General features: G+C 39.1%; 19 protein-coding genes, 1 tRNA gene and 1 rRNA gene. 16 read left to right on the forward strand and 5 right to left on the reverse strand.

All coding sequences use genetic code 11. The annotated features are described in order from the left end of the window. Positions 1-2: 2 nt before the first annotated feature. The 13 genes from CMT41_RS01470 to CMT41_RS01530 all read left to right on the forward strand — a co-directional run bounded on the left by CMT41_RS01470 (position 3) and on the right by CMT41_RS01530 (position 15,206). Complete coding sequence (locus CMT41_RS01470) at positions 3-1,337, forward strand: N-acetylmuramoyl-L-alanine amidase (protein WP_058026156.1); 1,335 nt, start codon at positions 3-5, stop codon at positions 1,335-1,337. A gap of 5 nt (positions 1,338-1,342) precedes the next feature. After that, positions 1,343-3,307: a DNA mismatch repair endonuclease MutL gene (gene mutL, locus CMT41_RS01475; protein WP_058026157.1), complete on the forward strand. Its 1,965-nt coding sequence runs from the start codon at positions 1,343-1,345 to the stop codon at positions 3,305-3,307. Between the two features lie 85 nt (positions 3,308-3,392). Next, positions 3,393-4,292: a tRNA (adenosine(37)-N6)-dimethylallyltransferase MiaA gene (gene miaA / locus CMT41_RS01480; RefSeq protein ID WP_058028111.1), complete on the forward strand. Its 900-nt coding sequence runs from the start codon at positions 3,393-3,395 to the stop codon at positions 4,290-4,292. A gap of 167 nt (positions 4,293-4,459) precedes the next feature. Next, positions 4,460-4,711 (forward strand): RNA chaperone Hfq, encoded by a 252-nt coding sequence (hfq, locus tag CMT41_RS01485; RefSeq protein WP_057179399.1) that lies wholly within the window; start codon positions 4,460-4,462, stop codon positions 4,709-4,711. A gap of 54 nt (positions 4,712-4,765) precedes the next feature. Next, a complete protein-coding gene (gene hflX, locus CMT41_RS01490; protein WP_058026158.1) occupies positions 4,766-6,052 on the forward strand; it encodes a ribosome rescue GTPase HflX in 1,287 nt (428 codons plus the stop codon). Between the two features lie 63 nt (positions 6,053-6,115). After that, positions 6,116-7,264 carry an FtsH protease activity modulator HflK gene (gene hflK, locus CMT41_RS01495; RefSeq protein WP_058026159.1) on the forward strand — a complete coding sequence of 383 codons (1,149 nt, stop codon included), beginning with the start codon at positions 6,116-6,118 and terminating at the stop codon, positions 7,262-7,264. Between the two features lie 3 nt (positions 7,265-7,267). After that, positions 7,268-8,155 carry a protease modulator HflC gene (hflC, locus tag CMT41_RS01500; RefSeq protein WP_058026160.1) on the forward strand — a complete coding sequence of 296 codons (888 nt, stop codon included), beginning with the start codon at positions 7,268-7,270 and terminating at the stop codon, positions 8,153-8,155. A gap of 171 nt (positions 8,156-8,326) precedes the next feature. Next, positions 8,327-8,908 (forward strand): hypothetical protein, encoded by a 582-nt coding sequence (locus CMT41_RS01505; protein WP_438819287.1) that lies wholly within the window; start codon positions 8,327-8,329, stop codon positions 8,906-8,908. 126 nt (positions 8,909-9,034) lie between these two features. Then, positions 9,035-10,330 (forward strand): adenylosuccinate synthase, encoded by a 1,296-nt coding sequence (locus CMT41_RS01510; protein WP_057179404.1) that lies wholly within the window; start codon positions 9,035-9,037, stop codon positions 10,328-10,330. A 484-nt stretch (positions 10,331-10,814) separates the two neighbouring features. Further along, the gene (locus CMT41_RS01515; protein WP_057179405.1) at positions 10,815-12,056 is read left to right on the forward strand and encodes a malic enzyme-like NAD(P)-binding protein; all 1,242 of its coding nucleotides are present in this window, start codon (positions 10,815-10,817) and stop codon (positions 12,054-12,056) included. 133 nt (positions 12,057-12,189) lie between these two features. Beyond that, the gene (locus CMT41_RS01520) at positions 12,190-12,573 is read left to right on the forward strand and encodes a hypothetical protein (RefSeq protein ID WP_058026161.1); all 384 of its coding nucleotides are present in this window, start codon (positions 12,190-12,192) and stop codon (positions 12,571-12,573) included. A 67-nt stretch (positions 12,574-12,640) separates the two neighbouring features. After that, positions 12,641-13,747, forward strand: a complete 1,107-nt coding sequence (locus tag CMT41_RS01525; RefSeq protein ID WP_058026162.1) for a hypothetical protein — start codon at positions 12,641-12,643, stop codon at positions 13,745-13,747. 31 nt (positions 13,748-13,778) lie between these two features. Next, positions 13,779-15,206 carry a hypothetical protein gene (locus tag CMT41_RS01530; protein WP_057179408.1) on the forward strand — a complete coding sequence of 476 codons (1,428 nt, stop codon included), beginning with the start codon at positions 13,779-13,781 and terminating at the stop codon, positions 15,204-15,206. A gap of 34 nt (positions 15,207-15,240) precedes the next feature. On the opposite strand, the gene CMT41_RS01535 is transcribed toward CMT41_RS01530, so the two are convergent. The 3 genes from CMT41_RS01535 to CMT41_RS01545 all read right to left on the reverse strand — a co-directional run bounded on the left by CMT41_RS01535 (position 15,241) and on the right by CMT41_RS01545 (position 18,484). Further along, complete coding sequence (locus tag CMT41_RS01535; RefSeq protein WP_057179409.1) at positions 15,241-15,735, reverse strand: SixA phosphatase family protein; 495 nt, start codon at positions 15,733-15,735, stop codon at positions 15,241-15,243. Between the two features lie 101 nt (positions 15,736-15,836). After that, positions 15,837-17,264 carry a Si-specific NAD(P)(+) transhydrogenase gene (gene sthA / locus CMT41_RS01540; protein WP_057179410.1) on the reverse strand — a complete coding sequence of 476 codons (1,428 nt, stop codon included), beginning with the start codon at positions 17,262-17,264 and terminating at the stop codon, positions 15,837-15,839. 101 nt (positions 17,265-17,365) lie between these two features. Next, the gene (locus CMT41_RS01545) at positions 17,366-18,484 is read right to left on the reverse strand and encodes an acyl-CoA desaturase (protein WP_058026163.1); all 1,119 of its coding nucleotides are present in this window, start codon (positions 18,482-18,484) and stop codon (positions 17,366-17,368) included. Positions 18,485-18,678: 194 nt separating this feature from the next. Here CMT41_RS01545 and fabR point away from each other — a divergent pair, with 194 nt between their 5' ends. Beyond that, positions 18,679-19,311 (forward strand): HTH-type transcriptional repressor FabR, encoded by a 633-nt coding sequence (gene fabR / locus CMT41_RS01550; protein WP_057179413.1) that lies wholly within the window; start codon positions 18,679-18,681, stop codon positions 19,309-19,311. Between the two features lies 1 nt (position 19,312). Here fabR and trmA read toward each other — a convergent pair whose 3' ends face one another. Together trmA and CMT41_RS01560 are read right to left on the reverse strand one after the other, a co-directional pair. Then, positions 19,313-20,407: a tRNA (uridine(54)-C5)-methyltransferase TrmA gene (trmA, locus tag CMT41_RS01555; protein WP_058026164.1), complete on the reverse strand. Its 1,095-nt coding sequence runs from the start codon at positions 20,405-20,407 to the stop codon at positions 19,313-19,315. A 644-nt stretch (positions 20,408-21,051) separates the two neighbouring features. After that, positions 21,052-21,534 (reverse strand): RNA recognition motif domain-containing protein, encoded by a 483-nt coding sequence (locus CMT41_RS01560; RefSeq protein ID WP_058026165.1) that lies wholly within the window; start codon positions 21,532-21,534, stop codon positions 21,052-21,054. Positions 21,535-22,280: 746 nt separating this feature from the next. Between CMT41_RS01560 and CMT41_RS01565 the strand changes: the two genes are divergently transcribed. After that, a 16S ribosomal RNA gene (locus tag CMT41_RS01565) occupies positions 22,281-23,836 on the forward strand. 92 nt (positions 23,837-23,928) lie between these two features. Then, positions 23,929-24,004 (forward strand) — tRNA-Ala (locus CMT41_RS01570). The last annotated feature ends 389 nt before the right edge of the window (positions 24,005-24,393 follow it).

Genomic DNA, 24,393 nt, shown 5'->3' on the forward strand with positions numbered 1-24,393 from the left:
GCATGTATCACAGAGTTCTTCTGGCGATAATAAAGTTACGGGCATTTAGTTTACTAAGTGTTTTTTTATTATCGAGCCTATTTTCGGTAAGTAGCTTCGCCGCTAATAGCATTGATGGCATTCGTGTCTGGCCGGCACCAGAAAATACCCGTATTGTTTTTGATGTTAGACAAAAGCCGGAATACAAGTACTTTACTCTTACTAATCCACACCGTTTGGTTATCGACTTTAGCAATACCAAAAACACGGTAGCCTTAAAAAACCTTGCCGCTAATGATCCAAGGGTAAAGCTTTTCCGTTCCAGCATAAATAAAGGCAAAACCCGCCTGGTGTTAGAGCTGGCGCAATCGTATCAACTCACTGTTTTTCCTTTAGCGCCTGCAGGCCAATACGGTAATCGCTTGGTGATTGATCTTTATGATAAAAAGCGTAGTAAAAAGAATATTTCTAAGCCAAAGCAAACTATTGGCGATATTATAATTGGTATAGATGCTGGCCATGGTGGTGAAGATCCCGGTTCAATCGGTGGTAAAGGCACTTATGAAAAACGAGTGACTTTAGCGATAGCTAAAAAATTACAAACACTCATTAACAAAGAAAAAGGCATGAAAGCGGTCATGATCCGTAGTGGCGATTATGCCGTAGATATAAATCGTCGTACTAGCTTAGCCAGAGAAAAATACGTCGACTTCTTTGTCTCTATTCATGCAGATGCGTTTTATACTCCGGGACCTAGTGGTGCTTCGGTCTGGGTAGTGACTAAGCGTAGGGCTGAGTCTGAACTGGCAAAGTGGTTATTAAATAGAGAGAAAAAGTCCGAGCTACTTGGTGGTGGTGGTGGGGTGATAAAAAACACTTCGGATAGTCATTTAGCGCTAGCCTTAGCCGATATGAGCAAAGAGCATTCCCTTGGCGTCAGCTTTGGTGTTGCCAATGAAGTTATTAAAGAATTGAAAAAAATCACCAAAATGCATAAGAAAACCCCACAAAATGGTAATTTTGGTGTGCTGAAATCTGCAGATATACCCTCTATTTTGGTCGAGACTGGTTTTATTTCTAACCATAGAGAAGAGAAAAATCTCACCTGGCCTAAACACCAGCAACGCTTAGCCAATGCAATTCATCAAGGTATCAAGAATTACTTTTTAGCGCACCCTTTAACTGGGTCTTATTTTGCTTCGGTTGGCTATAAAAAGCATAAAGTTCGCAGTGGCGAATCACTATCGGTATTGGCTAAACGTTACAATATCACTATGAGTAAACTCAAAGCCATTAATAATTTAAAGTCTAATTCAATACGAATTGGTCAAACATTAAAAATCCCCCGTACTGGATAAATCTTATGACTATTGCAATATTACCAGCACGTTTGGCTAACCAAATTGCTGCCGGTGAAGTGGTTGAACGCCCGGCGTCGGTAATAAAAGAACTGATCGAAAATAGTTTAGATGCGGGTGCCACATCGATTCATATTGATGTTGATAAAGGCGGCATCAAAAAAATAAAAATTACTGATAATGGTCACGGCATAGTAAAAGAAGAATTAACCTTGGCGTTAAGTCGTCATGCAACCAGTAAAATAAAAAATTTAACTGACTTAGAAGCGATTGATAGCTTAGGTTTTCGTGGTGAAGCCTTAGCCAGTATTAGTTCAGTGGCACGATTAACCTTAACGTCAAAACCTAAAACTCAAGCAACTGCTTGGCAAGCCGTTGCCCAAGGGCGAGATATGTCGGTGCAGATAATGCCAGCGGCTCACCCCGACGGTACCAGCATTGAAGTACTCGACTTATTCTTTAATACGCCCGCTAGGCGAAAGTTCTTACGGACAGAAAAAACTGAATTTAATCATATCGATGAAGTGGTACGTCGTATCGCACTTGCCAACTTCTCGGTCAGCTTCATGCTAACGCACAATGGTAAAACTGTGCGCCAATATCGTCTGGCAAGTACGCAAGCGCAATGTACTAAACGTGTTGCTATGGTCTGTGGGCCAAAATTTATTCAACATGCCGTTGAAATCGATTGCCCTCATGACAATATGAAGCTATCTGGCTGGTTAGCAAAGCCAAGTTTCTCACGCAGTCAAAACGATCTTTGTTATAGCTATGTCAATGGCCGGATGATGCGTGATAAGTTAATTAATCATGCGATACGCCAAGCGTATGCAGATTTATTACCGCCAGACACTTACCCAGCTTTTGTTTTGTTTTTACAACTTGATCACCGCGAAGTGGATGTCAATGTTCATCCCGCAAAACATGAAGTCCGCTTTCATCAAAGTCGCTATGTTCATGACTTTATCTATTCTGTTTGTCATAAAGCGTTGACGTCGGCATTAGCCGGCGAAGAGTTATTTACTGCGCCAGAGAGTGATTTAGCGTTAGTGCCTGAGCAATCTTATGCCGCTGTTGGTAATAATGAAGCACAAGTCAGTCAGGCACCAGACACGAGTTCGCCGACAGTAAATTACTCACGGCCTGATTATGTTAGACCGTTACAGCAGGTAAATGATGTTAGTAACAGTCAATCGAGTTATGGCTACCGTGGTAATGCCCAGCAAGCACAGACTCAGAAAATCTCTCCAGAGGCAGTGGCTAACTATCAAGCATTGATGACACCTCATAGTGACGCTGCAAGTGAAGTCGCGCTTGCAGTTGACTCAAATAAAGATTTTACACTCGAGCATGAGGTAGCAATTCAGCAGGGCTCTTCTGATCAGAGCATCTTGCTAAGCATACATAAACCGGGTTATGCACTGTATGAGGTAAAGAGTAAGGTCAGAGTTTTATCGCTGTTTAAATTAGCTAAAAGTACTTATGGCAAACTTGTTGCGCAAAGCTGGCAGAAAAATAGTGAGCAAGAAGAGGGCGCTATTACAGGCTTGGTCAGTCAACCATTACTATTGCCTGTAATGGTCACTCTTTCTGCGCAGCAATTAAAGCTGGCAGTAGCAGAGCAAGAGAAACTAGCGCAAGCGGGTATTATTTTTGTTGACCAGGGTAAAAACAAAATACAAATAAGGCAATTCCCCGCGCTATTGCGTGAGCAAGATGTCAGTCATGCTTCTATCGTAATTCTTGATGAGCTTAGGCAAAAGCAGAATGGTAATAATGGTAAGCAACTTGCTGAACAGGATTTTTATCATAGTATTGGTGTTGCCATGGTGTTAGCGCAATACGATGAAACACAAGCAGAAATTTTATTAAAACTGTCAAATAAATTGTTTAATGAACAACTTAGTGAGCAATTGCTCTTGAATTCTATCCCCCTTGACCTTACATCTCATATTAAGCAGTTACTTTAGTTCCTTTAGATAATTTAGATAGAGTTCAGTATTCGTGTCAGTTGAAAACATCATAGCGTCAAATCAGCCACCTGTTATTTGTTTAATGGGACCAACAGCATCAGGGAAAACCGCCTTGGCTATGGCACTGCAAGAAGCGTTACCTTGCGATATCATCAGCGTTGACTCGGCGCTTATTTATCGAGATATGGATATAGGCACAGCTAAGCCAAGCAAGGCCGAATTAGCACAGTATCCACATCGACTTATTAACTTACGTGATGCCAGCGAAAGCTATTCGGCCGCCGATTTTTGTCGTGATGCCTTAGCTGAAATTGCTGAGATCAGAAGTAATAACCGCATTCCATTGTTGGTTGGCGGTACTATGATGTATTTCAAAAGCTTAATTGAAGGTATTTCCCCGTTACCTACGGCAAATGCTGAAATACGCCAAGCGATTGCCAGTGAGGCTTTGACAAAAGGCTGGCAGGCAATGCATGATCAGCTAGCAGAAATAGACCCTGTGTCAGCCTTACGGATTCATCCAAATGACCCGCAGCGCTTAACTAGAGCGCTTGAAGTGTATAGGATCACGGGTAACACTTTGACACAATTGACGCAAAAAAAAGGTGCTAAGCTCAGCGGCAATGTTCTACAATTGGCCATCACTCCCCAAGAGCGGAGTACCTTACATGAACGAATTGCCCTGCGTTATCAACAAATGATTGCTATGGGTTTTGAACAAGAAGTAATTAGGTTAAAATCACGAGGTGATTTACACCAAGATTTACCCGCTATTCGCTGTGTTGGCTATCGGCAAATGTGGCAATACCTTGAGGGTGAAATTGACCATGATGAAATGATTTTTCGTGGTATTTGTGCAACCAGGCAATTAGCGAAAAGGCAATTAACCTGGTTACGAAATTGGCCTGATTTACACTGGCTAACCACAGATGATAGCAGCAACTTAACACAAGTTTTATCACTGCTTGAGACCAAGAAATAAAGCCTAAGTAAATATACAGCAATAGTTTAAAATTGATGTATAATTAATTTGTTAGCTATTTAATACAACGTTTTGTTGTGCTGTTTTCATAGTAAATTTTTCAGAAATATTGTTACTGTTTTTCAAGTTTACCAGTAACGTTTTAATAATAATAAAGGGACCATATAATGGCAAAAGGGCAGTCTTTGCAAGACCCATTCTTAAATGCATTACGTCGTGATCGCATTCCAGTTGCAATATATTTAGTTAACGGTATTAAGTTACAAGGACAAGTAGAATCGTTTGATCAGTTTGTTATTCTCCTTAAAAATACTGTTAGTCAGATGGTATATAAGCACGCTATATCTACCGTTGTACCTTCGCGCGCTGTTAATACAGCGCCAATACCTAGTTCGGATGATCAACCTTCAGATGCCTAAGGCTTTTGATGTTTTTTTGAGTACGATTAATTATGGTACTAGGATTTAACGCTATTGTTTGAACGTTATCAAGCGGGTGAGCAAGCCGTACTTGTTCATATAGACTTTCCAGATGAAAGCTGTAAAGAAGACCTAAACGAATTTAAAATGTTAGTGTCTTCTGCTGGAGTTCAAGCCTTAACCATTGTAACGGGTAAACGAAATAAACCTGACTCTCGTTTTTTTGTCGGCTCAGGTAAAGCAGAAGAAATACGTGACGCAGTTCATTTAGTGGCTGCTAACGTCATTTTGTTTAATCATAGCTTAACGCCGTCTCAAGAAAAAAATATCGAAGCATTATGTGAATGTCGAGTTATTGATCGTACTACCTTAATTCTGGATATTTTTGCCCAACGAGCCCGAACACATGAGGGTAAGTTACAAGTCGAATTAGCACAATTACGTCATATGAGTAGTCGTTTGATTCGAGGTTGGACTCATTTAGAGAGACAAAAAGGTGGTATCGGCCTTCGGGGCCCAGGTGAAACACAGCTAGAAACAGATAGACGTTTACTGCGCGAACGTATGGTTAATATTCGCAAACGTTTAGACAAAGTTGAAGTACAAAGACAGCAAGGGCGTAGAGCTAGAACTAGAGCCGAGTTACCGACTTTATCGCTAGTGGGCTATACCAATGCCGGTAAATCAACCTTGTTTAATACCTTAACTCAATCTGAAGTGTATGCTGCGGATAAACTTTTTTCTACTTTAGATCCAACGTTAAGAAAAATGGATTTACCAGGTATTGGTAGGGTTATTTTAGCCGACACCGTAGGTTTTATTCGCCACTTACCTCACGATTTAGTGGCGGCTTTTAAAGCAACACTGACCGAAACTCGTGAAGCCGAATTATTATTGCATGTGGTTGATATTTCAGATGACAGGCGTAGCGAAAATATCGAACAAGTAGAATATGTACTTAAGGAGATAGAAGCAAACGAAGTGCCTCAGTTGGTTATCTGTAATAAAATTGATAACTTAGATGATATTGAACCGCGAATAGATCGCGATGAGCAAGGGGTGCCTATTCGTGTTTGGCTGTCGGCACAAGCAAATATAGGCATTGAATTATTATTTACCGCACTTGCGGAACGATTGGATATAGAAGTAGTGAATCACCAACTGAATATCCCGCCAAGTGCAGGTAAATTACGTGGTGAGTTGTACAAGTTAAATTGCATTACCCATGAGACTTTTGATGAGCAAGGTTATTGTCACCTTGAAGTTAAAATGCCCTCGCGGGAATGGCAAAGGTTAATTGCGACTAAGTACAGTGAGTTAGTAGATTATATTGTACATTAGCTTAAATAATTTTAATTGTAGGGGCGATAAGTTTATTGTCGCCGATTATTAGTGGAGAACAGTATGGCTTGGAACGAACCGGGGAATAATGATAAAGACCCCTGGAAAAATAAAGGTGGCAAGAATCAAGGGCCACCAGATTTAGATGAACTTCTTAATGATCTTGGTAAAAAAGTTACCGGCATTTTTGGTGGTAAAACGACTAAAGGTGGCTCTGGTTTTGGCAAGAACTTTTCCCGCATAGGGCTAAGTATTCTTTTAATCGTAGCATCAATTGTTTATGCCTTTAGTGGTTTTTACACTATTAAAGAAGCAGAGAAAGGTATTGTACTTCGTTTTGGTCAGTACACAGGTACGGTTGAACCCGGTATTAACTGGAAGTGGACTTTTATTGACCGCATTATTCCTGTTGATATGCAAAGTACCCGTGATATGCCTTCATCTGGTTTTATGTTAACTAAAGATGAAAATGTTGTTCGCGTAGAAATGCAAATTCAATATCGTGTTGTTGATGCCCGCAACTTTATTTTCAGTGTGACAAATGCCGAAGACAGCTTAAATCAATCACTTGATAGTGCCCTTCGTTATGTTGTTGGTCATGCAGACATGGATGACATTTTAACCAGTGGTCGTGAAGATATTCGCCAAGCGGTATGGCAAGAGTTAGAAAAAATAATTGCACCTTATAACCTAGGGTTAATTATTGTTGATGTTAACTTTAAAGATGCTCGTCCACCGAATGAAGTGAAAGAGGCTTTTGATGATGCGATCTCGGCCCAAGAAGATGAAGTTCGTTTCTTACGGGAAGCCGAAGCTTATGCTAAAGGCATTGAACCACGTGCACGTGGTCGTGTTAAGCGTATTGAGCAGGAAGCAATGGCCTACAAAGCTCAAATAGTACTAGATGCACAAGGTGAGGTCGCTCGTTTCGAAAAAATCTTACCAGAATATCAAGCAGCACCTAGAGTAACACGTGAACGTTTATATATTGCTACCATGGAAAAAGTATATAGTAATACCAGTAAGGTTATGATTGATGTAGAGGGTAGTAATAATATGATGTACTTACCTTTAGATAAAATTATTCAGCAACAAAATACTAGTAATCGTAGTGGTAAAAGTAATTACCTACCTGCGACTCAGTCTAGTGTGAATACGTCACCTTTATCATCGTCAAACCGCTCTGATAGATTCAGCAATGGGAGAAACTAAACAATGAAAAATTTTTCCATTGCTATATTAGCGTTACTTGTCGTGTTAGGTTTATCGTCAGTTTTTGTAATTTACGAAGGCCAACGTGGCATAGTCTTCCAATTTTCAAAGATTAAACGTGATAGTGCTACCGATGAAATGATGATCTATAAGCCGGGCTTACACTTCAAGATTCCATTTGTTGAGACAGTACGTAAATTAGATGCGCGTATTCAAACATTAGATGAACCTGCGGATCGTTTTGTAACCTCAGAGAAAAAAGATTTAATGGTTGATTCATTTGTTAAATGGCGCATCGTTGATTTCTCTACTTATTACCTACGTACTGGTGGCTCTCTGGATAATGCTCGGGCATTACTTAAGCAGAAAGTTAATAACGGTTTACGGACTGAATTTGGTAATCGCACCATTAAAGAAATAGTTTCGGGTGATCGTGCTGCTATTATGAGCAAGGCACTTGAAAGTGCGGCAAGTAGCCGGGAAGACTTAGGCATTGAAGTCATAGACGTACGTATTAAAGCCATTAACTTACCGACAGAGATAAGTAATTCTATCTATGAACGTATGCGTGCTGAACGAAATGCTGTTGCTACAGAACATAGGTCACAAGGTCAAGAGCAAGCAGAAATTATTCGCGCTACTATTGATGCCAAAGTAACCATAATGTTAGCTGAAGCACAGAAATATTCATTTACTGTACGTGGTGAAGGTGATGCAATAGCCGCTAAAGTCTATGCCGATGCTTATACAAAAGATCCAGAATTTTATAGCTTCTATCGTAGTCTTGAGGCTTATGAAAAAAGCTTTAGCAGTAAAAATGATATCATGGTGGTCCAACCTGATAGCGAATTCTTTCGTTATTTAAAAGGTGGCAGTGCTATTCAAAAATAGCTGAATATTGCTCGCGCCTTGCTATTTATAGCAAGGCGAGCTATTACTCACCCTGAACATAAGCCAGCATAATTGCTGGCTTTTTTATATCTAGTGATGGGTAAATTGCAATAGCAGAGTTCCAGCAAGGGTAAATTTAATAAAGGGAATAATATGACAATAAAAAAATATATGATCGCGGCAATCGCATCGTTGCCATTGGCTGCCACCTTAATAGCGGCTGAAGCGCCATTGGTTTCAATAAAGAGCCAAGATGATTTTTTTAACCATATCAGTAAACATTGTGGTAAGTCCTATGAAGGTAAGGTCACGGTTGATAATGTTGCCGGTGGCAGTTTTGCTAATAAAAAATTAATCATGCACGTGCGCAAATGTACCGACAGTCAACTACAAATACCTTTTCATGTTGGCGATGATTCATCACGGACATGGATTATTACTAAAACCGGCTCAGGTTTGTCGTTAAAGCATGATCATCGAAAAAAAGATGGTAGCTTTGATAAATCAACTATGTATGGTGGCCATACCAACGATGCTGGTTGGGCCGAAATGCAATCTTTCCCAGCAGATCAGTATTCTAAGGAGCTATTTGTCGCGCAAGGCATACCACAATCAGTTGGTAATACTTGGCAAATGTATATTTACCCGGAGAAATTTACTTATCGTTTGATCCGTCAAGGTCGAGAATTTAGAGTGGATTTTGATTTAACTAAGCCAATTAGTACGCCAATTACCCCTTGGGGCTATGAATAATTTCGAGCTAACTTGTTAACTTCATAGGTTATTTTAAAAGCAGCACAAAAAGCTGCTTTTTTCTCTTGGACTACAAATAATTCTTTGGTAAAATCCTCGCCTAATTTACTTACGAAATAGTAAAACATGGGCAAAAATGTAGTTGTTCTCGGCACTCAATGGGGTGACGAAGGTAAAGGTAAGATCGTAGACTTACTAACTGATAAAGCTAAATATGTAGTTCGTTATCAAGGCGGTCACAATGCTGGCCATACTTTAGTGATTAACGGTGAAAAAACCGTGTTACATCTTATTCCATCGGGCATATTACGTGATAACGTAAAATGTCTAATTGGTAATGGTGTAGTTTTATGTCCTAAAGCTTTAATGACAGAAATTAGCATGTTAGAAGCCAAGGGCGTTCCAGTACGTGAACGTTTATTGATTAGTGACGCATGTCCACTAATCCTTCCTTACCATAACGCCTTAGATGCTGCACGTGAAATTGCGCGTGGTAATAAAGCCATTGGTACTACAGGTCGTGGTATTGGTCCTGCGTATGAAGATAAAGTTGCACGACGCGGTTTACGTGTTGGTGATTTGTTCTGCGCAGAAACATTTGCGGTTAAACTAAAAGAAATTGTTGAATATCATAATTTCTCATTGGTTAACTACTATAAAGTTGAACCAGTAAACTATGAAGAAGTATTAGCCGATGCGTTAGCTGTTGCCGATACCATTAAAAAGATGACAGCTGATATTTCAGAAATATTAGATCAAGCGCGTAAAGCGGGTGAGTCAATCATGTTTGAAGGTGCCCAAGGTACTTTACTTGATATCGACCATGGAACTTACCCTTACGTAACTTCTTCAAATACTACTGCCGGTGGTGTTGCCACGGGTTGTGGTTTCGGTCCTCGTCACTTAGATTACATCTTAGGTATAACCAAAGCTTACACTACTCGTGTTGGCTCAGGCCCATTCCCTACGGAATTGCATGATGAAATTGGTGACCACTTAGGTACTGTAGGTCGCGAGGTTGGTGCTACTACAGGTCGTGAGCGACGCTGTGGTTGGTTTGATGCGGTTGCCATGCACCGTGCCATCCAAGTAAATAGCGTAACAGGTTTTTGTTTAACTAAGCTAGATGTACTTGATGGTTTAAAAACATTAAAAATCTGTATTGGCTATAAAACTGAAGCCGGTGATATTATCACTGTACCGCCTACGGCTGCTGAAGGATATGAGAAAATCACCCCGGTATACGAAGAACTACCAGGTTGGAGTGAAAGCACAGTGGGTGCAACATCAGTTGATGATTTACCGGAAAATGCCCTTGCTTATATCAAGCGTATTGAAGAAATTACCGGTATACCAGTAGATATCATCTCTACCGGTCCTGATCGTGTTGAAACGATTATTAAAGTGAATCCTTTTCATTAGGAAAACTTTACTCTCCCTTACCGAATAGAAGGTAAGGTAATCACTTAATAATAAAGTCCAGCAAAAAGCTGGACTTTTTTTTGGAAATTTTTCCTGTCCGGTAAATTAAATTTAAGTGATCCGATGTCTAGATTAATTCATTATGACTTTCATAGTGCCCTATATAAGGCTTGGCGCTAGATAATGTATTTTAAAGGGGGTTAAGTCCATTTTAGCTTGGCTAAGTTAAGTTTGTTATTGAATACTTAATTAGAAATAGCCACTATTTATCAAAATGATATGAATTTAACCTATGATAGAGTCTTATTAGTTATAGCTTACATCGATGTTATATAGTAAAACGGACTTGTATTGAGCTAGCTAATTGCAATACCATATAAGTAAGTAAATGCCAGTGATACTGATATCGATAATAAAAAGAAAATATGGCTATACTGGCCTTAATAACAAAACTAACACTATTAATAACGCATAAGGAACCCTCATGACAGATCTACGCCAGCAAGCTTTAGATTACCACTCCCTACCTACGCCAGGTAAAATTAGTGTCGCATTGACAACATCAGCTGAAACAAGTTATGACTTGTCACTCGCTTATAGCCCAGGTGTGGCCGAGCCCTGTCGTGAGATTGCCAAAAACCCAGATGATGTATATAAATACACAGCTAAAGGTAATACTGTTGCGGTTATTACTAATGGTACGGCGGTTTTAGGCTTAGGTAATTTAGGTCCTATGGCCTCAAAGCCTGTTATGGAAGGTAAGTCGTTATTATTCAAACGCTTCGCCAATATTGACTCTTTTGATATTGAAGTTACACATAAAACGGTTGAAGAGTTCATCAATACCGTTGCCAGTATTGCGGATAGTTTTGGTGGCATTAACCTCGAAGACATTAAAGCGCCAGAGTGTTTTGTCATAGAAAAAGCTTTAATTGAGCGTTGTGCTATTCCAGTGTTTCATGATGATCAACATGGTACGGCAATAGTTACAGCTGCAGCTATGATGAATGCGTTAGACATCCAGGGCAAAGATATTAAACAAGTTAACATCGTTTGTTTAGGTGCGGGTGCGGCAGCAATAGCTTGTATGGGATTATTGATCAAGTGTGGTGCCCAGCGTGAAAAGATTTACATGTTAGACACTAAAGGTGTAGTACATACACGTCGTACTGATCTTAATGAATATAAAAAACTATTTGCTAACAATACCGATAAACGTACCTTAGATGATGCTATTGCAGGAGCTGATGTTTTTGTTGGTGTTTCCGGTCCTAATCTTCTGTCGCAAAAACAAGTGAAATCCATGGCGAAAAATCCAATTATTTTTGCTTGTTCTAACCCAGATCCAGAAATTAAACCAGAGCTTGCTTTAGCTGTACGTGATGACTTAATTATTGCTACAGGGCGTTCAGATTATCCAAACCAAGTTAATAATGTTTTGTGTTTTCCGTTTATTTTTCGTGGCGCCTTAGACGTTCGCGCTCGTACTATCAATGATGCCATGAAGATTGCTGCGGTACATGCCATTAGAGCTCTTGCCAAAGAACCAGTACCGGCTGAAGTACTTAAAGCAAGTGGTGAGTCGGAGCTTACCTTTGGCAAAAACTATATTATCCCTAAACCTATGGATTCTCGTTTATGCGCCGTTGTTGCTAGGGCTGTTGCACAAGCAGCGGTAGACTCTGGTGTTGCGGCACTAGCAATGCCAGAAAATTACATGGTTTAGCTGTGTAAATAAGCTAAAGTGTAAAGGTAAGCAATACACTGGTTAATGTTGTTAGTCTTTGATTATTTTGACAACAATGTAAATAAAGGTCATGGTATGAAATTACCTTGGCCTTTTTTATTGGATAAATATTATGAAAGAAATTTTAATCGCTGCAGTCACACTGAGCTTGTTAGTTGCTGGTTGCTCACAAGCACATGAGCTATCAAACAATGAAAATAAAGTTACTGAGCTAAGGAAGGACAATATGGATAACTCAGCAAAAAAAACTTGGCAACAAGTTACCGTAAAGTATCTGGATTTTGAAGGTGGCTTTTACGGCTTAGTATCAAAAACAGGTGACAAACTATTACCGATGAATCTCGCCAAGGAATATCAGTTACCAGGTACAGTACTAAAAGTTCAAGGCCATGTAATTAAAGACATGATGACCATTCAACAATGGGGACAGGTTTTTAAAATAACTGAGGTCGAATTAATAAAATTAGGTAAGGTTAATACGGGTGAAGCTTTTTAATTACTAGATCATACTTAGCTGCAAGATAATGTATATCAAAGGAATCCAAGTGAAAGGGAATTTAAACATGGTTAGTATTGTTCGGTATATTTTTATTTTATCAATTTTATTTTTAGTTGGCTGTTCTCGACTAGATCTGCACTTGGCTGAAAAGGCTTACGCACAAGCAAAGACAACAAAGCAAGCTGAGCCCATTATTGCCGCGCTAAATACACTGGTAATGTTAGACCGCGAATTATATCAAAGTAAACTCAATTCGGCGCAAATGGCATTAGTAGAGCTGCAGAAGGCTAAGTCCTATATGGCAGAAAGCAATTTTTATTTAGCTTATCTTGCCAGCCATAAGTCATATCGAACTTTACCAACAAAAGAGAGTAAAAGTGTACTGATACAGGTAGGGAGAAAATTACGTTATTTACTCAATGTTCAGGCAAATATAGTTAAATCATTTCAGTATTTACCCAAATCAATCCCAGCACTTCTCTCTAAATATGAAAATAAGCCCGCTGTTGAATGGGATTTGATCGAAGTAAATAGCGTAATTGAGCAGTTTGTTAGCTCCGCGAAAGCGATAAAAAGGTCATTGACAATTATTGAGCTTGAAAAAGGGACTAGCTTATCTGCTGAAATTAAACTGTGGCAACTTGCTCTCCATAGTCAATTGCAAATGATTAACCAAATAAAAACCCACTTAATTAATTTAGCACTTTATAGTAGTGCTAACGTTCTTGAAAAAATTAATGTTCAATTAACTGAAGACAGTGCTAACTTGTTGTCTCTTGTACGTGAAAATTTAGCTGAAGAAGCAATGCGGCCGAATTTTATTAAAGCTAAAAAAGAATATCAGCCTTATTATCACTTGAATGAAAACTTAGCTTTGGCAAGTTCCTCATCTCGAGGCAATAGTCATGCTACATGGTATTCATCTTGGCATAGCATTGAAGTTGAAATTCTGGAAAATAGTGCCTCATTTTCTGAGTATCCACTAGCTTTTACTGACAGAGCTAAGAAGTTAAGCCTATTTAAGGATGAGGCAATGACTACAGAGCTTAACTTAGAGCAAGGTCTTTTAAATTTGAGCTTGTTCATAGGAAATCATCAGGCTGTTTATAGCTTGATTAATAAACTGAACAGAGATCGCATGATACTGAACTACGGTGAGTCTTCAGCTTAAAAAGATAACCACAATCGAAAAGGATTTATATATGAGTTATTTAGAAAAATTTATTTTTGTCACTTTGTTGTCATTACTGTTATTTATACCACCAGTCGTCGCTCAGGATGAATTACCTACCATCCTCGATTATTACCCTAATTGTGCTTATCAGATTATTGATAATGCCAAAGTAAAAGTCACAACAGAGCGGCCTTTTGCAGATAAAACAAGATTAAGCTTATTGAAAAAATTACGTATAAAAGCTAAATCACTTGGTGCAGATAATCTGCTACTGATAGATAAAAAAGTTAAAAAGCTTATGAAAACTGAGACATATTTGGTTGCGGACTCAGAGCATTTTGTTAAGTATATGGTAAGTTATGAAGCTGAGTTAATTAAGTCTTGTGAAGGAGGGAATAAAGTGGGCGAAAAGGCAACGCCGTTTAACCACCAAGGTTATTTAGTAAAAAAAGGGTGGAGTACATCAATTGCTATTCAAACAGAAGTCGTTTTCAGCCCACCGACAAAAGCTAAATTAAATCATCCGATAATAACTAACAAAGAACTTTCATTAGTCAATGGTATATATGGCGCTACTATTGGCATGAGCTATAAGCAAGTGATTGGTAAATTTGGTGAGCCTAGCGTGGTATTATCCATGTTTGAAGGTGAGCTTATTACCGGCTATGGAAGAAATCATTGGCTGCACTTTCAAAATAATAAATTGGTTAAAGTGCAAAGCAAATTATCTGTTATATCTCCTACATTGTTAAACATGGTGCCATTACGTGATTTTTTCGACCAAACACCCTGGCTTGTAGCTAATAAGGTAGCACGTCAATCTTCTTTCTCAGCAGTAAAGTCAGCCTTGAAGATGGCTGTGCAACTAAACAATCAGAAAAAAGTAGTGATAAAGGGTCAAGAAAATACTTTGATACTCTCTTTTCGTTATAGGACTACCGATGATAATGAAAAAAAATATTTTTTAGAGGACTTCTCGTTGGAGTCAAACCTTTATAAAGAGCCAAAGTTTAAACAACAACATAGCAGGATAGCTCAGTTTGAAACTCTAGGATTGATACTATCGAAATTGACTCAAGGTGAAACCGTTGAGCTAGCATTACTAAATGAAGAGTTAGGTGACCCTGTTGGACGTATTACAATTTCGGCTACGTCATATATAGATATTTATAACTCAAGCTTACTTGTTGAAGTAAAGAGATCTGAACTAGCTTCAATTCAATTGTTAGAGGAACTATTTAATATAAAAGACGACATTACTGCAAATATCCCATGGTCTTTAGGTGATTTTGTCCAAGGAAAAAGCATTACAGAACTTGATAGATTCTTTCCAGATGACATCTATGAGTTAAGTAATACGGTTCAAATTGACTCTGATGAATTTCAACTAACGCTTTGGTTTGATGATTATGACGACAAGAATATACTTTATGAAGCAAAGGTTACTATTTATTAAATAGCATAATCAGTTTAATCAAAATCCATTTTATCTAGTTACAGACAAGTGGTTGCATAAACTTGGTTAATATAGCCTGCTTATCAACAAACTGAATCTGATATAGTGTTTGATAATTATCTTCACTTAACGCGGCTACTTTTTCATCGCTCAATAGCTGAGTAAGTTGCGGAGTAGTATTACTATGCCCGATAATGAGGGCATTTTTTTTGCTTTGCTTTAGATGTAAAGCGAACTGCTCAAGCTGCTTAGGATTATAATGCTTGATTGCAACGTGTTGCTGTTTAGCTAGCGGGGCAGCAGTCAACATCGTTCTTTGGTAGCTAGTACTGTAAATGGCTTTTATCTTAGCCGTGCTGAGCAAGGTTGCTAACTGTTTTGCTCTAGCCTGACCACATTGAGTTAAGCGTGGTTTTTTATCATCTGCTTGCTTTTCAGCATGCCTTACTAGGTAAAGGGTAAAATTATCATTCGCTAAGCAAGGCTGGAGCAATAACACACCGGCAATTATCAAACTAAACTTTTTCATCGTATACCTTTCAGCATCTTATTTTCTTCAAATTAGATTGAACAGCGAGAGTGATAAGTATTTAACTATCACTCTCGCTCGTTATAAAGTTTAGCTCATTATTAAAATAATCGATTTAAGCCGTTTAAGGCTGCCACACGAAATGCTTCAGCCATCGTTGGATAATTGAAGGTTGTTTCAACAAAGTACTCTATGGTATTGCCACCATTTTTTTGTTGCATAATCGCCTGACCAATATGGATAATTTCAGCTGCATTCTCACCAAAACAATGAATACCTAAAATTTCTTTGGTTTCACGATGGAAGAGAATTTTTAAAGAGCCCACCAAGTTATTAGAGATTTGTGCACGAGCTAGATGTTTAAATTGAGCTCGACCAACTTCATAAGGTATTTTGGCTTCAGTTAGCTCTTGTTCAGTTTTACCAACAGAGCTAATTTCAGGAATGGTGTATATGCCAGTGGGAATATCAACAATTAATTTAGCTTTACTCTTGCTATCAACCATAGCTAAAGCGGCAATTCTCCCCTGATCAAAAGCAGCACTAGCCAAGCTTGGGTAGCCAATAACATCACCTACAGCAAAAATATTGTCCACTTCTGTTTGATAATAATCGTTTACTTTTAATTGACCACGATTATCAGCTTTTAAGCCAGCAGCAGCTAGATTTAAATCTGCGGTATTACCAGTACGGCCATTGGCAAATAGTAAACAATCGGCACGCATTTTCTTACCCGATTTCAAATGTACAATCACAGCATCATCGCTTGTTTCTACACTTTCAATCTCTTCACCATGTCGAATGACAACACCGCTATTGCGTAAGTGATAACTGAGTGAGTCAGACATTTCTGCATCTAAGAAGGACAGTAAACGTTCACGGGTATTGATTAAATCTACTTTTACCCCTAATCCTCTAAATATTGAGGCGTACTCGCTACCAATAACACCCGCACCATAAATAATGACATGTCTAGGAGCATGTTTTAGGCTTAAGATACTATCAGAGTCATAAACCCGAGCATGAGTAAAGTCAATATTATCTGGTTGGTAAGGTCGAGAGCCAGTAGCAATAACTATTTGCTTAGCAGATATTTTTTCGACTGAGCCATCAGGGTGTAATACACGAATAGTATGGGCATCAATAAAGGAAGCTTCACCTAAAATTTTCTCGACGCGGTTACGGTTATAAAAACCGCTACGTAAACTAACTTGTTTACGAATTACCGCAGAGGCATGACTTAATATATCTTGGAAGGTTAATTGTTTAACTTGATCATTTTGATTAAACAATGGGTTGGAATTGTATTCAATCAAACGACTTACCGATTGGCGTAATGCCTTTGATGGAATGGTACCCCAATGTGTACAACCGCCACCAACTTGATGGTAACGTTCAATAATGGCAACCTTCTTTTGGCGCTTAGCAAGGTTCATTGCCGCACCTTCGCCACCAGGGCCAGTACCTATGATAATTACGTCATAATCAAAATTTTTTTCTTCAGTTTTACTCGTTTTTGATTTAGTCAAAGGAAAGTCCTCAAAACCTACTTATCTATTTTATTTGAAGCAAAAATTTTAACAGGATTTGAGGTAAATGGTAATACAGTTGTTAGACCATTTTCTTGATGTTAACCAAGTTTTTCCGTTAAAGTCTGCCAACTGCGACGCTGCTCAGTTAATCTTTGTTTTAATTCTTGGTATTGCGCCATCAAGTCTGACTTTTCAACCTCTGCTAGTAGGTGATCTCGTTTTGCTTGCAATACTTTTTTACGAACAAGGTAATACTCGTTTATTTTACTCACTAGCAATTCATACTCTTGTTGCAGGTAAATAAGTGTTTGCTCAGTATTGGGGTGAGTAATTAACTTTGCTTTGGTATTTTTCAGTGTCATGGCAATACGCATTTTTTCAATTTTGTCTTCAGGGCTAACACGTAAATGATGAGTCAGACCTAACCATTGACAGCTTTTAATTAACCACTTAGTTGGGTCATATTGCCACCAACGAATGCCATTACGGTAATCATTTTCAAACATATGGTGATAATTATGATAGCCCTCGCCAAAAGTTAAATAAGCTAATAAACCATTATCTCGGGCGGTGTTTTTGTCCGTATAGGTTTGTTTACCCCAAATATGAGCCAATGAATTGATGAAGAAGGTTGTATGGTGACTCATAACCAGGCGAAAGAATCCTACCAATAATAAGCTGTTAATTAAATTGCCATGCCATAAACCAAAAGCAACGGGAATACCTATATTCATCAACAGTGTTAGTAGTAAATAGTATTTATGTTGCCACATAACTATGGCATCTTTTTGTAAATCACGAACATTTTTGTAATCACTATATCGGGATGCTTGATACTCCCTACACATCCAACCTATATGAGAATACCAAAAGCCCATTTTAGCTGAATAGGGGTCAACATCATTTTTATCAACATGTTTGTGATGTATTCTATGGTCTGAGCACCAATGTAAAATACTATTTTGTAAGGCAAAGGCACCACCAAGCGCAAATATGAAACGCAAACTCCAATGCGCTTGATAGGTTTTATGTGACCAGAGACGATGATAGCCTGCGGTAATTGACATGCCACAATAAATAAAGCAAAGCAAAGCAAAGATTATTTCAGTGTTATCAAAACCATAAGTTAAGGCACGATAAGGTACAGCTATAACTGCTATTAAAAAGGTAACTAAAAAAATGGTAACATTAAGCCAAATGACAGTGGGTTTTTTCATTTATTTCTCTAAACCAGGATTAATCAATTTAAGCGTACACGTGTACGCTGTTATGGGTAGTTTAGCTAGATCATCTGACCAGTCAAGTGAGTTTACTAAATATTTTTTACTTCTTGGGCAAAACAGACATTTATTCGCTATTACAGTATGATAGTTACAGTAAATAATTCGCTATTTTTAGAAGAGCAATGAGCATGAGTGGTGTAAGAGCACAGCAAAAAGAAAAGACCCGTCGTCAAATAATTAATGCCGCTTTAAAACAACTCAGCGCCGAGCGTAGTTTCTCTAGTTTAAGTTTACGCGAGGTCGCAAAAGAGGCCGGCTTAGCGCCAACCTCTTTTTATCGTCACTTTTCTGATATGGACGAATTAGGTTTAACTCTAGTTGATGAAGCGGGTTTAACGCTTAGGCAGTTGATGCGCCAAGCAAGACAACGTATAGCTAAAGGTGGCTCCGTTATTCAAATATCGGTACAAACCTTTATGGAGTTAATTGAGAGTAATGGTAATATTTTTAGGCTATTACTTCGTGAGCGCTCTGGAACCTCGGCGGCTTTTCGTGCTGCAGTCATTCGAGAAATCCGATATTTCACCATGGAACTTTGTGATTACTTGCAAAAAGCGAATCATCTTGATGCCGATGTTGCTTATATACACGCACACGCCGCAGTAACCATTGTTTTTGGTGCTGGCTCTGATGCGCTTGATATCGACGATAAAGAAGAACGAGAACAATTAGCGGAGCAAACCATTCAACAATTACGCTTCATTGCGCGCGGTGCACTTGAATTTAGTGACCGTCGCAAAGTGTCTAAAAAATTTCGTTAAGCTATTTTCTGGTAAGTATTACGCCTGTTTCAATATGATCGGTGTAAGGGAATTGGTCAAATAAAGCAAATTTATCAATTTGATGAGTCTCTACTAATAAGGCTAAATTGTCTTTTAATGTTTCAGGGTTACAAGAAATATAAATAATTTTATTAAAGCGCCTAACTAATTCAACACTATCTCTATCTAATCCTGCTCTAGGGGGATCAACCAATACCGTATCGTAGTTATAAGTGGTTAAGTCAAAATCTGCTAAACGTCTGAATTTTCGTTCACCATTCATGGCCTGACTGAATTCTTCACTCGACATACGGACAATATCAATATTTTCAATATTATTTTTACTAATATTAATTTGAGCGGAGCGAACAGAGGTTTTAGATATTTCTGTAGCTAATACACGGGTAAAGTTCTCCGCTAGGGCAATACTGAAATTGCCATTACCACAATAAAGCTCAATCAAGTCACCACCTGCATTTTTTGTTGCTTGCTGGGCCCATAACAGCATTTTTTCATTTACACCTGCATTAGGTTGAGTGAAACTGTTTTCAACTTGTTGGTAAATAAAGGTCTTACTGCCGACTTGCAAAGATTCCATCACATAGTCTTTATCTATGATGATTTTCTGTTTTTTGGCGCGACCAATGATATCGACAGGAGCTATAGTGGAAAGCTGTACTTTTAATTTTTCCGCTTCAACTTTCCAGCTTTCTTCTAATGACTTGTGATACAACATGCTAATCAACAATTCACCACTTAATGTTGATAAAAAATCAACTTGGAAAAGCTTATATCGTAATTCCTTATGATCTTTAATTGCAGCAAGTAAAGCTTTCATCGCCTTGTTAATCAATTTACTGGCAACAGGGAAGTCATCTACGCGATATTTTTCCTTAGTTTTACTATCAAACATTATGTAATAAAGATCATCACCGTCATGCCAAACCCTAAACTCAGCTCTTTGGCGGTAATTTAAGGGGGCAGATGGATATAAGTCAGCAGCTGGTAGTGAGAAATCACTAAATAGCTTAGCCATATCTTGTTGTTTCTTTAATAATTGCGCATCGTAATTATCGGGATGAATGTGACTAAACATAAAAGTGCCTTGTATAAAGAAATAGAGATAATAATAATACAGCGCGGATTTTACTATCGACTTAGCTTTTGTCTAGCGTTTAATTTATATAATTAATAATCAAAGAATTATTAAAAAGGCTCTGATTTTAGCCCCAATGGTCGGTAATCTAGTATATAGCATAAGTAAAGTAAGGCGTATGACATGGTCAATTCAACTAAGCCTTTGAATACAAAGGTACACCTAAGCATAAATTATTGCTCCGCACTAGTCGGCAATAAAATAAATTAATGTGAGAGTAGCTAATCAAAGTGAAGTGGGAAAACGATAATGTATAACTTGTACTGGATACTATGAAGGCAGATGATAAAACACTAATAGCGATGAAGTTACTCTATAGCGTTATTTCAATCAGTTAACATTATCTATCAGCCATGGGCGATCTAGGCAAATAACTACTTAAGTAATATTTACTATATTAAAACAGAGCAAGAGTCAGTTGTAGCATTGTTTCATTTAGAAGATGTTACCAGAATGTAAAGGCATTTGACCATACTAGTCATATATCTGCTCAAGCGCGTGGCGCGGTTGCAGCAGCGTTATATTAAGGCAATAAAAAAGGCTGCTAAAATAAATTAACAGCCTTTTATTTATAATTTCTAGCTTTAATCGTCTAGGTTATTATCTTCAGTTCGCTCTGGGCGATCTTTTGCTTCTCTTACTTTCAATGTTCGTTGTTGAAACTCGGTATCATTAAGCGCAGCAATAGCAGCATCTAAATCATCAGCAGCCATTTCAACAAAACCGAAACCTCGACGTTTTCCTGTATGTTTATCTTTCATTAAACGTACAGAAAGAACAGCACCATGATTGGAGAAAAGTTCTCTTACTGCTGTTTCATTGGCTCTATAAGGTAAATTACCAACATAGAGTGTTCTAACATCTTCATCTGAAGCAATAGTGTTATTGGCTGTAGAAGATTGTGGACCAGTTGATGTTTTACCAACGACTAGAGGTGCGAGAAACGCACTAATAAATACTAGACCAGCTGCAAGAACAGGGCTAGCTGTCATGTTAGAAGCGATAATGTAAGCGATAATGGTAAAAACAACAGCAATAATGACTGTTTTTAAGGTTGGAGACTTCATATAAAGATACCTAATTATTATTTTAATGAACTAATTTAACTGCTTGAATATATGCAAATAGCAATTCTATGTTACGCAGCTTTTTACAATGTGCAACTATCAAGTGCAAAATTTATGCAATTAATCTGCTAATACAGCATAAATAGTAAAAACACCTAGTGCAATAGTTGTTTAAGTAATCATGTTGTAGCTTAAGTAAACGAATGATGCAATATATAGAAGATTAAGTTAAAAAGGTATTGACCAAAACTAAAAACTCTCTAGAATGCGCATCCAGTTCTAAGGGGTAACCCAAAGAGCTGTTTTGATAAGTTATCTACTTCCTTTTAAGGTAAATCAGCTAACTTAAGCTAACGTTTTAAAGTGTTTTAAAATACTTAACTTTTAATTAAAATAAACGTTGACATCAAAACTCGGAGGCGTACAATGCGCATCCTGCTTCGGGCAAACGGCAACGTTAGCAAGGAGTGAAGGTACTTAGCGAATGCGACTAAGACCTCTTTTCTTTAACAATTAGTTATCATGCAATTTGTGTGGACACTCACATTAATGTTGTTTTACATAGTTTTCCTTTCGGGGAGAACAAAAACGCTTAATGAATGATGTTCATGCAAATAAATATAAGTTACTTATTTCTAGCGGGATAGGTAGCGACTATGTAATGCGATATCAACTTCGGTTGGTATCACGACAGAATTCATTGAGCAGTAACACATCGCTTGCGATGAGGTTACACAAACGATTTTTAATTGAAGAGTTTGATCATGGCTCAGATTGAACGCTGGCGGCAGGCTTAACACATGCAAGTCGAACGGTAACATGAACTAGCTTGCTAGTTTGATGACGAGTGGCGGACGGGTGAGTAATGCTTGGGAATATGCCTTGGAGTGGGGGACAACAGTTGGAAACGACTGCTAATACCGCATAACGTGCTTTTTGTAGTGAAAAGTACCAAAGGGGGGGATCTTCGGACCTCCCGCTTCTTGATTAGCCCAAGTGAGATTAGCTAGTTGGTAAGGTAAAGGCTTACCAAGGCGACGATCTCTAGCTGGTTTGAGAGGATGATCAGCCACACTGGGACTGAGACACGGCCCAGACTCCTACGGGAGGCAGCAGTGGGGAATATTGCACAATGGGCGAAAGCCTGATGCAGCCATGCCGCGTGTGTGAAGAAGGCCTTCGGGTTGTAAAGCACTTTCAGTTGTGAGGAAAGGTGGTGATTTAATAAATCATCACTGTGACGTTAGCAACAGAAGAAGCACCGGCTAACTTCGTGCCAGCAGCCGCGGTAATACGAGGGGTGCAAGCGTTAATCGGAATTACTGGGCGTAAAGCGTTCGTAGGCGGTTATTTAAGCAAGATGTGAAAGCCCAGGGCTCAACCTTGGAACTGCATTTTGAACTGGGTAACTAGAGTACTGTAGAGGGTGGTGGAATTTCCAGTGTAGCGGTGAAATGCGTAGAGATTGGAAGGAACATCAGTGGCGAAGGCGGCCACCTGGACAGATACTGACGCTGAGGAACGAAAGCGTGGGGAGCGAACAGGATTAGATACCCTGGTAGTCCACGCCGTAAACGATGTCAACTAGCCGTTCGTGGACTTGATCCGTGAGTGGCGCAGCTAACGCACTAAGTTGACCGCCTGGGGAGTACGGCCGCAAGGTTAAAACTCAAATGAATTGACGGGGGCCCGCACAAGCGGTGGAGCATGTGGTTTAATTCGATGCAACGCGAAGAACCTTACCATCCCTTGACATCCTCAGAAGCCAGTAGAGATACAGGCGTGCCTTCGGGAACTGAGTGACAGGTGCTGCATGGCTGTCGTCAGCTCGTGTTGTGAAATGTTGGGTTAAGTCCCGCAACGAGCGCAACCCCTATCCTTATTTGCCAGCGCGTTATGGCGGGAACTCTAAGGAGACTGCCGGTGATAAACCGGAGGAAGGTGGGGACGACGTCAAGTCATCATGGCCCTTACGGGATGGGCTACACACGTGCTACAATGGCAGGTACAGAGGGCTGCAATACCGCGAGGTGGAGCGAATCCCACAAAGCCTGTCGTAGTCCGGATCGGAGTCTGCAACTCGACTCCGTGAAGTCGGAATCGCTAGTAATCGTGGATCAGAACGCCACGGTGAATACGTTCCCGGGCCTTGTACACACCGCCCGTCACACCATGGGAGTGGGATGCAAAAGAAGTGGCTAGTTTAACCTTCGGGAGGACGGTCACCACTTTGTGTTTCATGACTGGGGTGAAGTCGTAACAAGGTAACCCTAGGGGAACCTGGGGTTGGATCACCTCCTTATCTTGAAGTAAAATTGATTAATGAGAGCTTCGGTTCTACGAGTGTTCACACAAATTACATGATAACAAAAATGAAGAAGAATACCCATAAATGGGGCTATAGCTCAGCTGGGAGAGCACCTGCCTTGCACGCAGGGGGTCAGCAGTTCGATCCTGCTTAGCTCCACCATTTAATTTTACTCAGCGTTAGTTCGCAGCTCGTGTAGTAAACTACACGTCGCTACCAACTGCCTTGATTAAAAGTAAATGGATATTTTCTTCTTCAATAAAAAGAGAATAGAAGCCAAATTTAAACTACGCTTTATAAGCTATTTTAAATTTGGTTTTTTTAAACCACTTTTTAAGCGAATGTGCCTTAAATTGAAGTTCTTTAACAATCTGGAAAGCTGATATAAATATCGGTATTTATGTCGTAACGAACGGTGTCGCGCTGAACGTTGCAATGATATAAATACCAACAAAAGCGATACAATCTCTCCCAAGAGGTTGTATCAACATTCGATTGATGTCTACTCGACATTGATTGTCTTATCAAGTAACTCATCTTATATGAACCTT

It is taken from the genome of Colwellia sp. MT41 (assembly GCF_001444365.1).
Lineage (GTDB): Bacteria > Pseudomonadota > Gammaproteobacteria > Enterobacterales > Alteromonadaceae > Colwellia > Colwellia marinimaniae.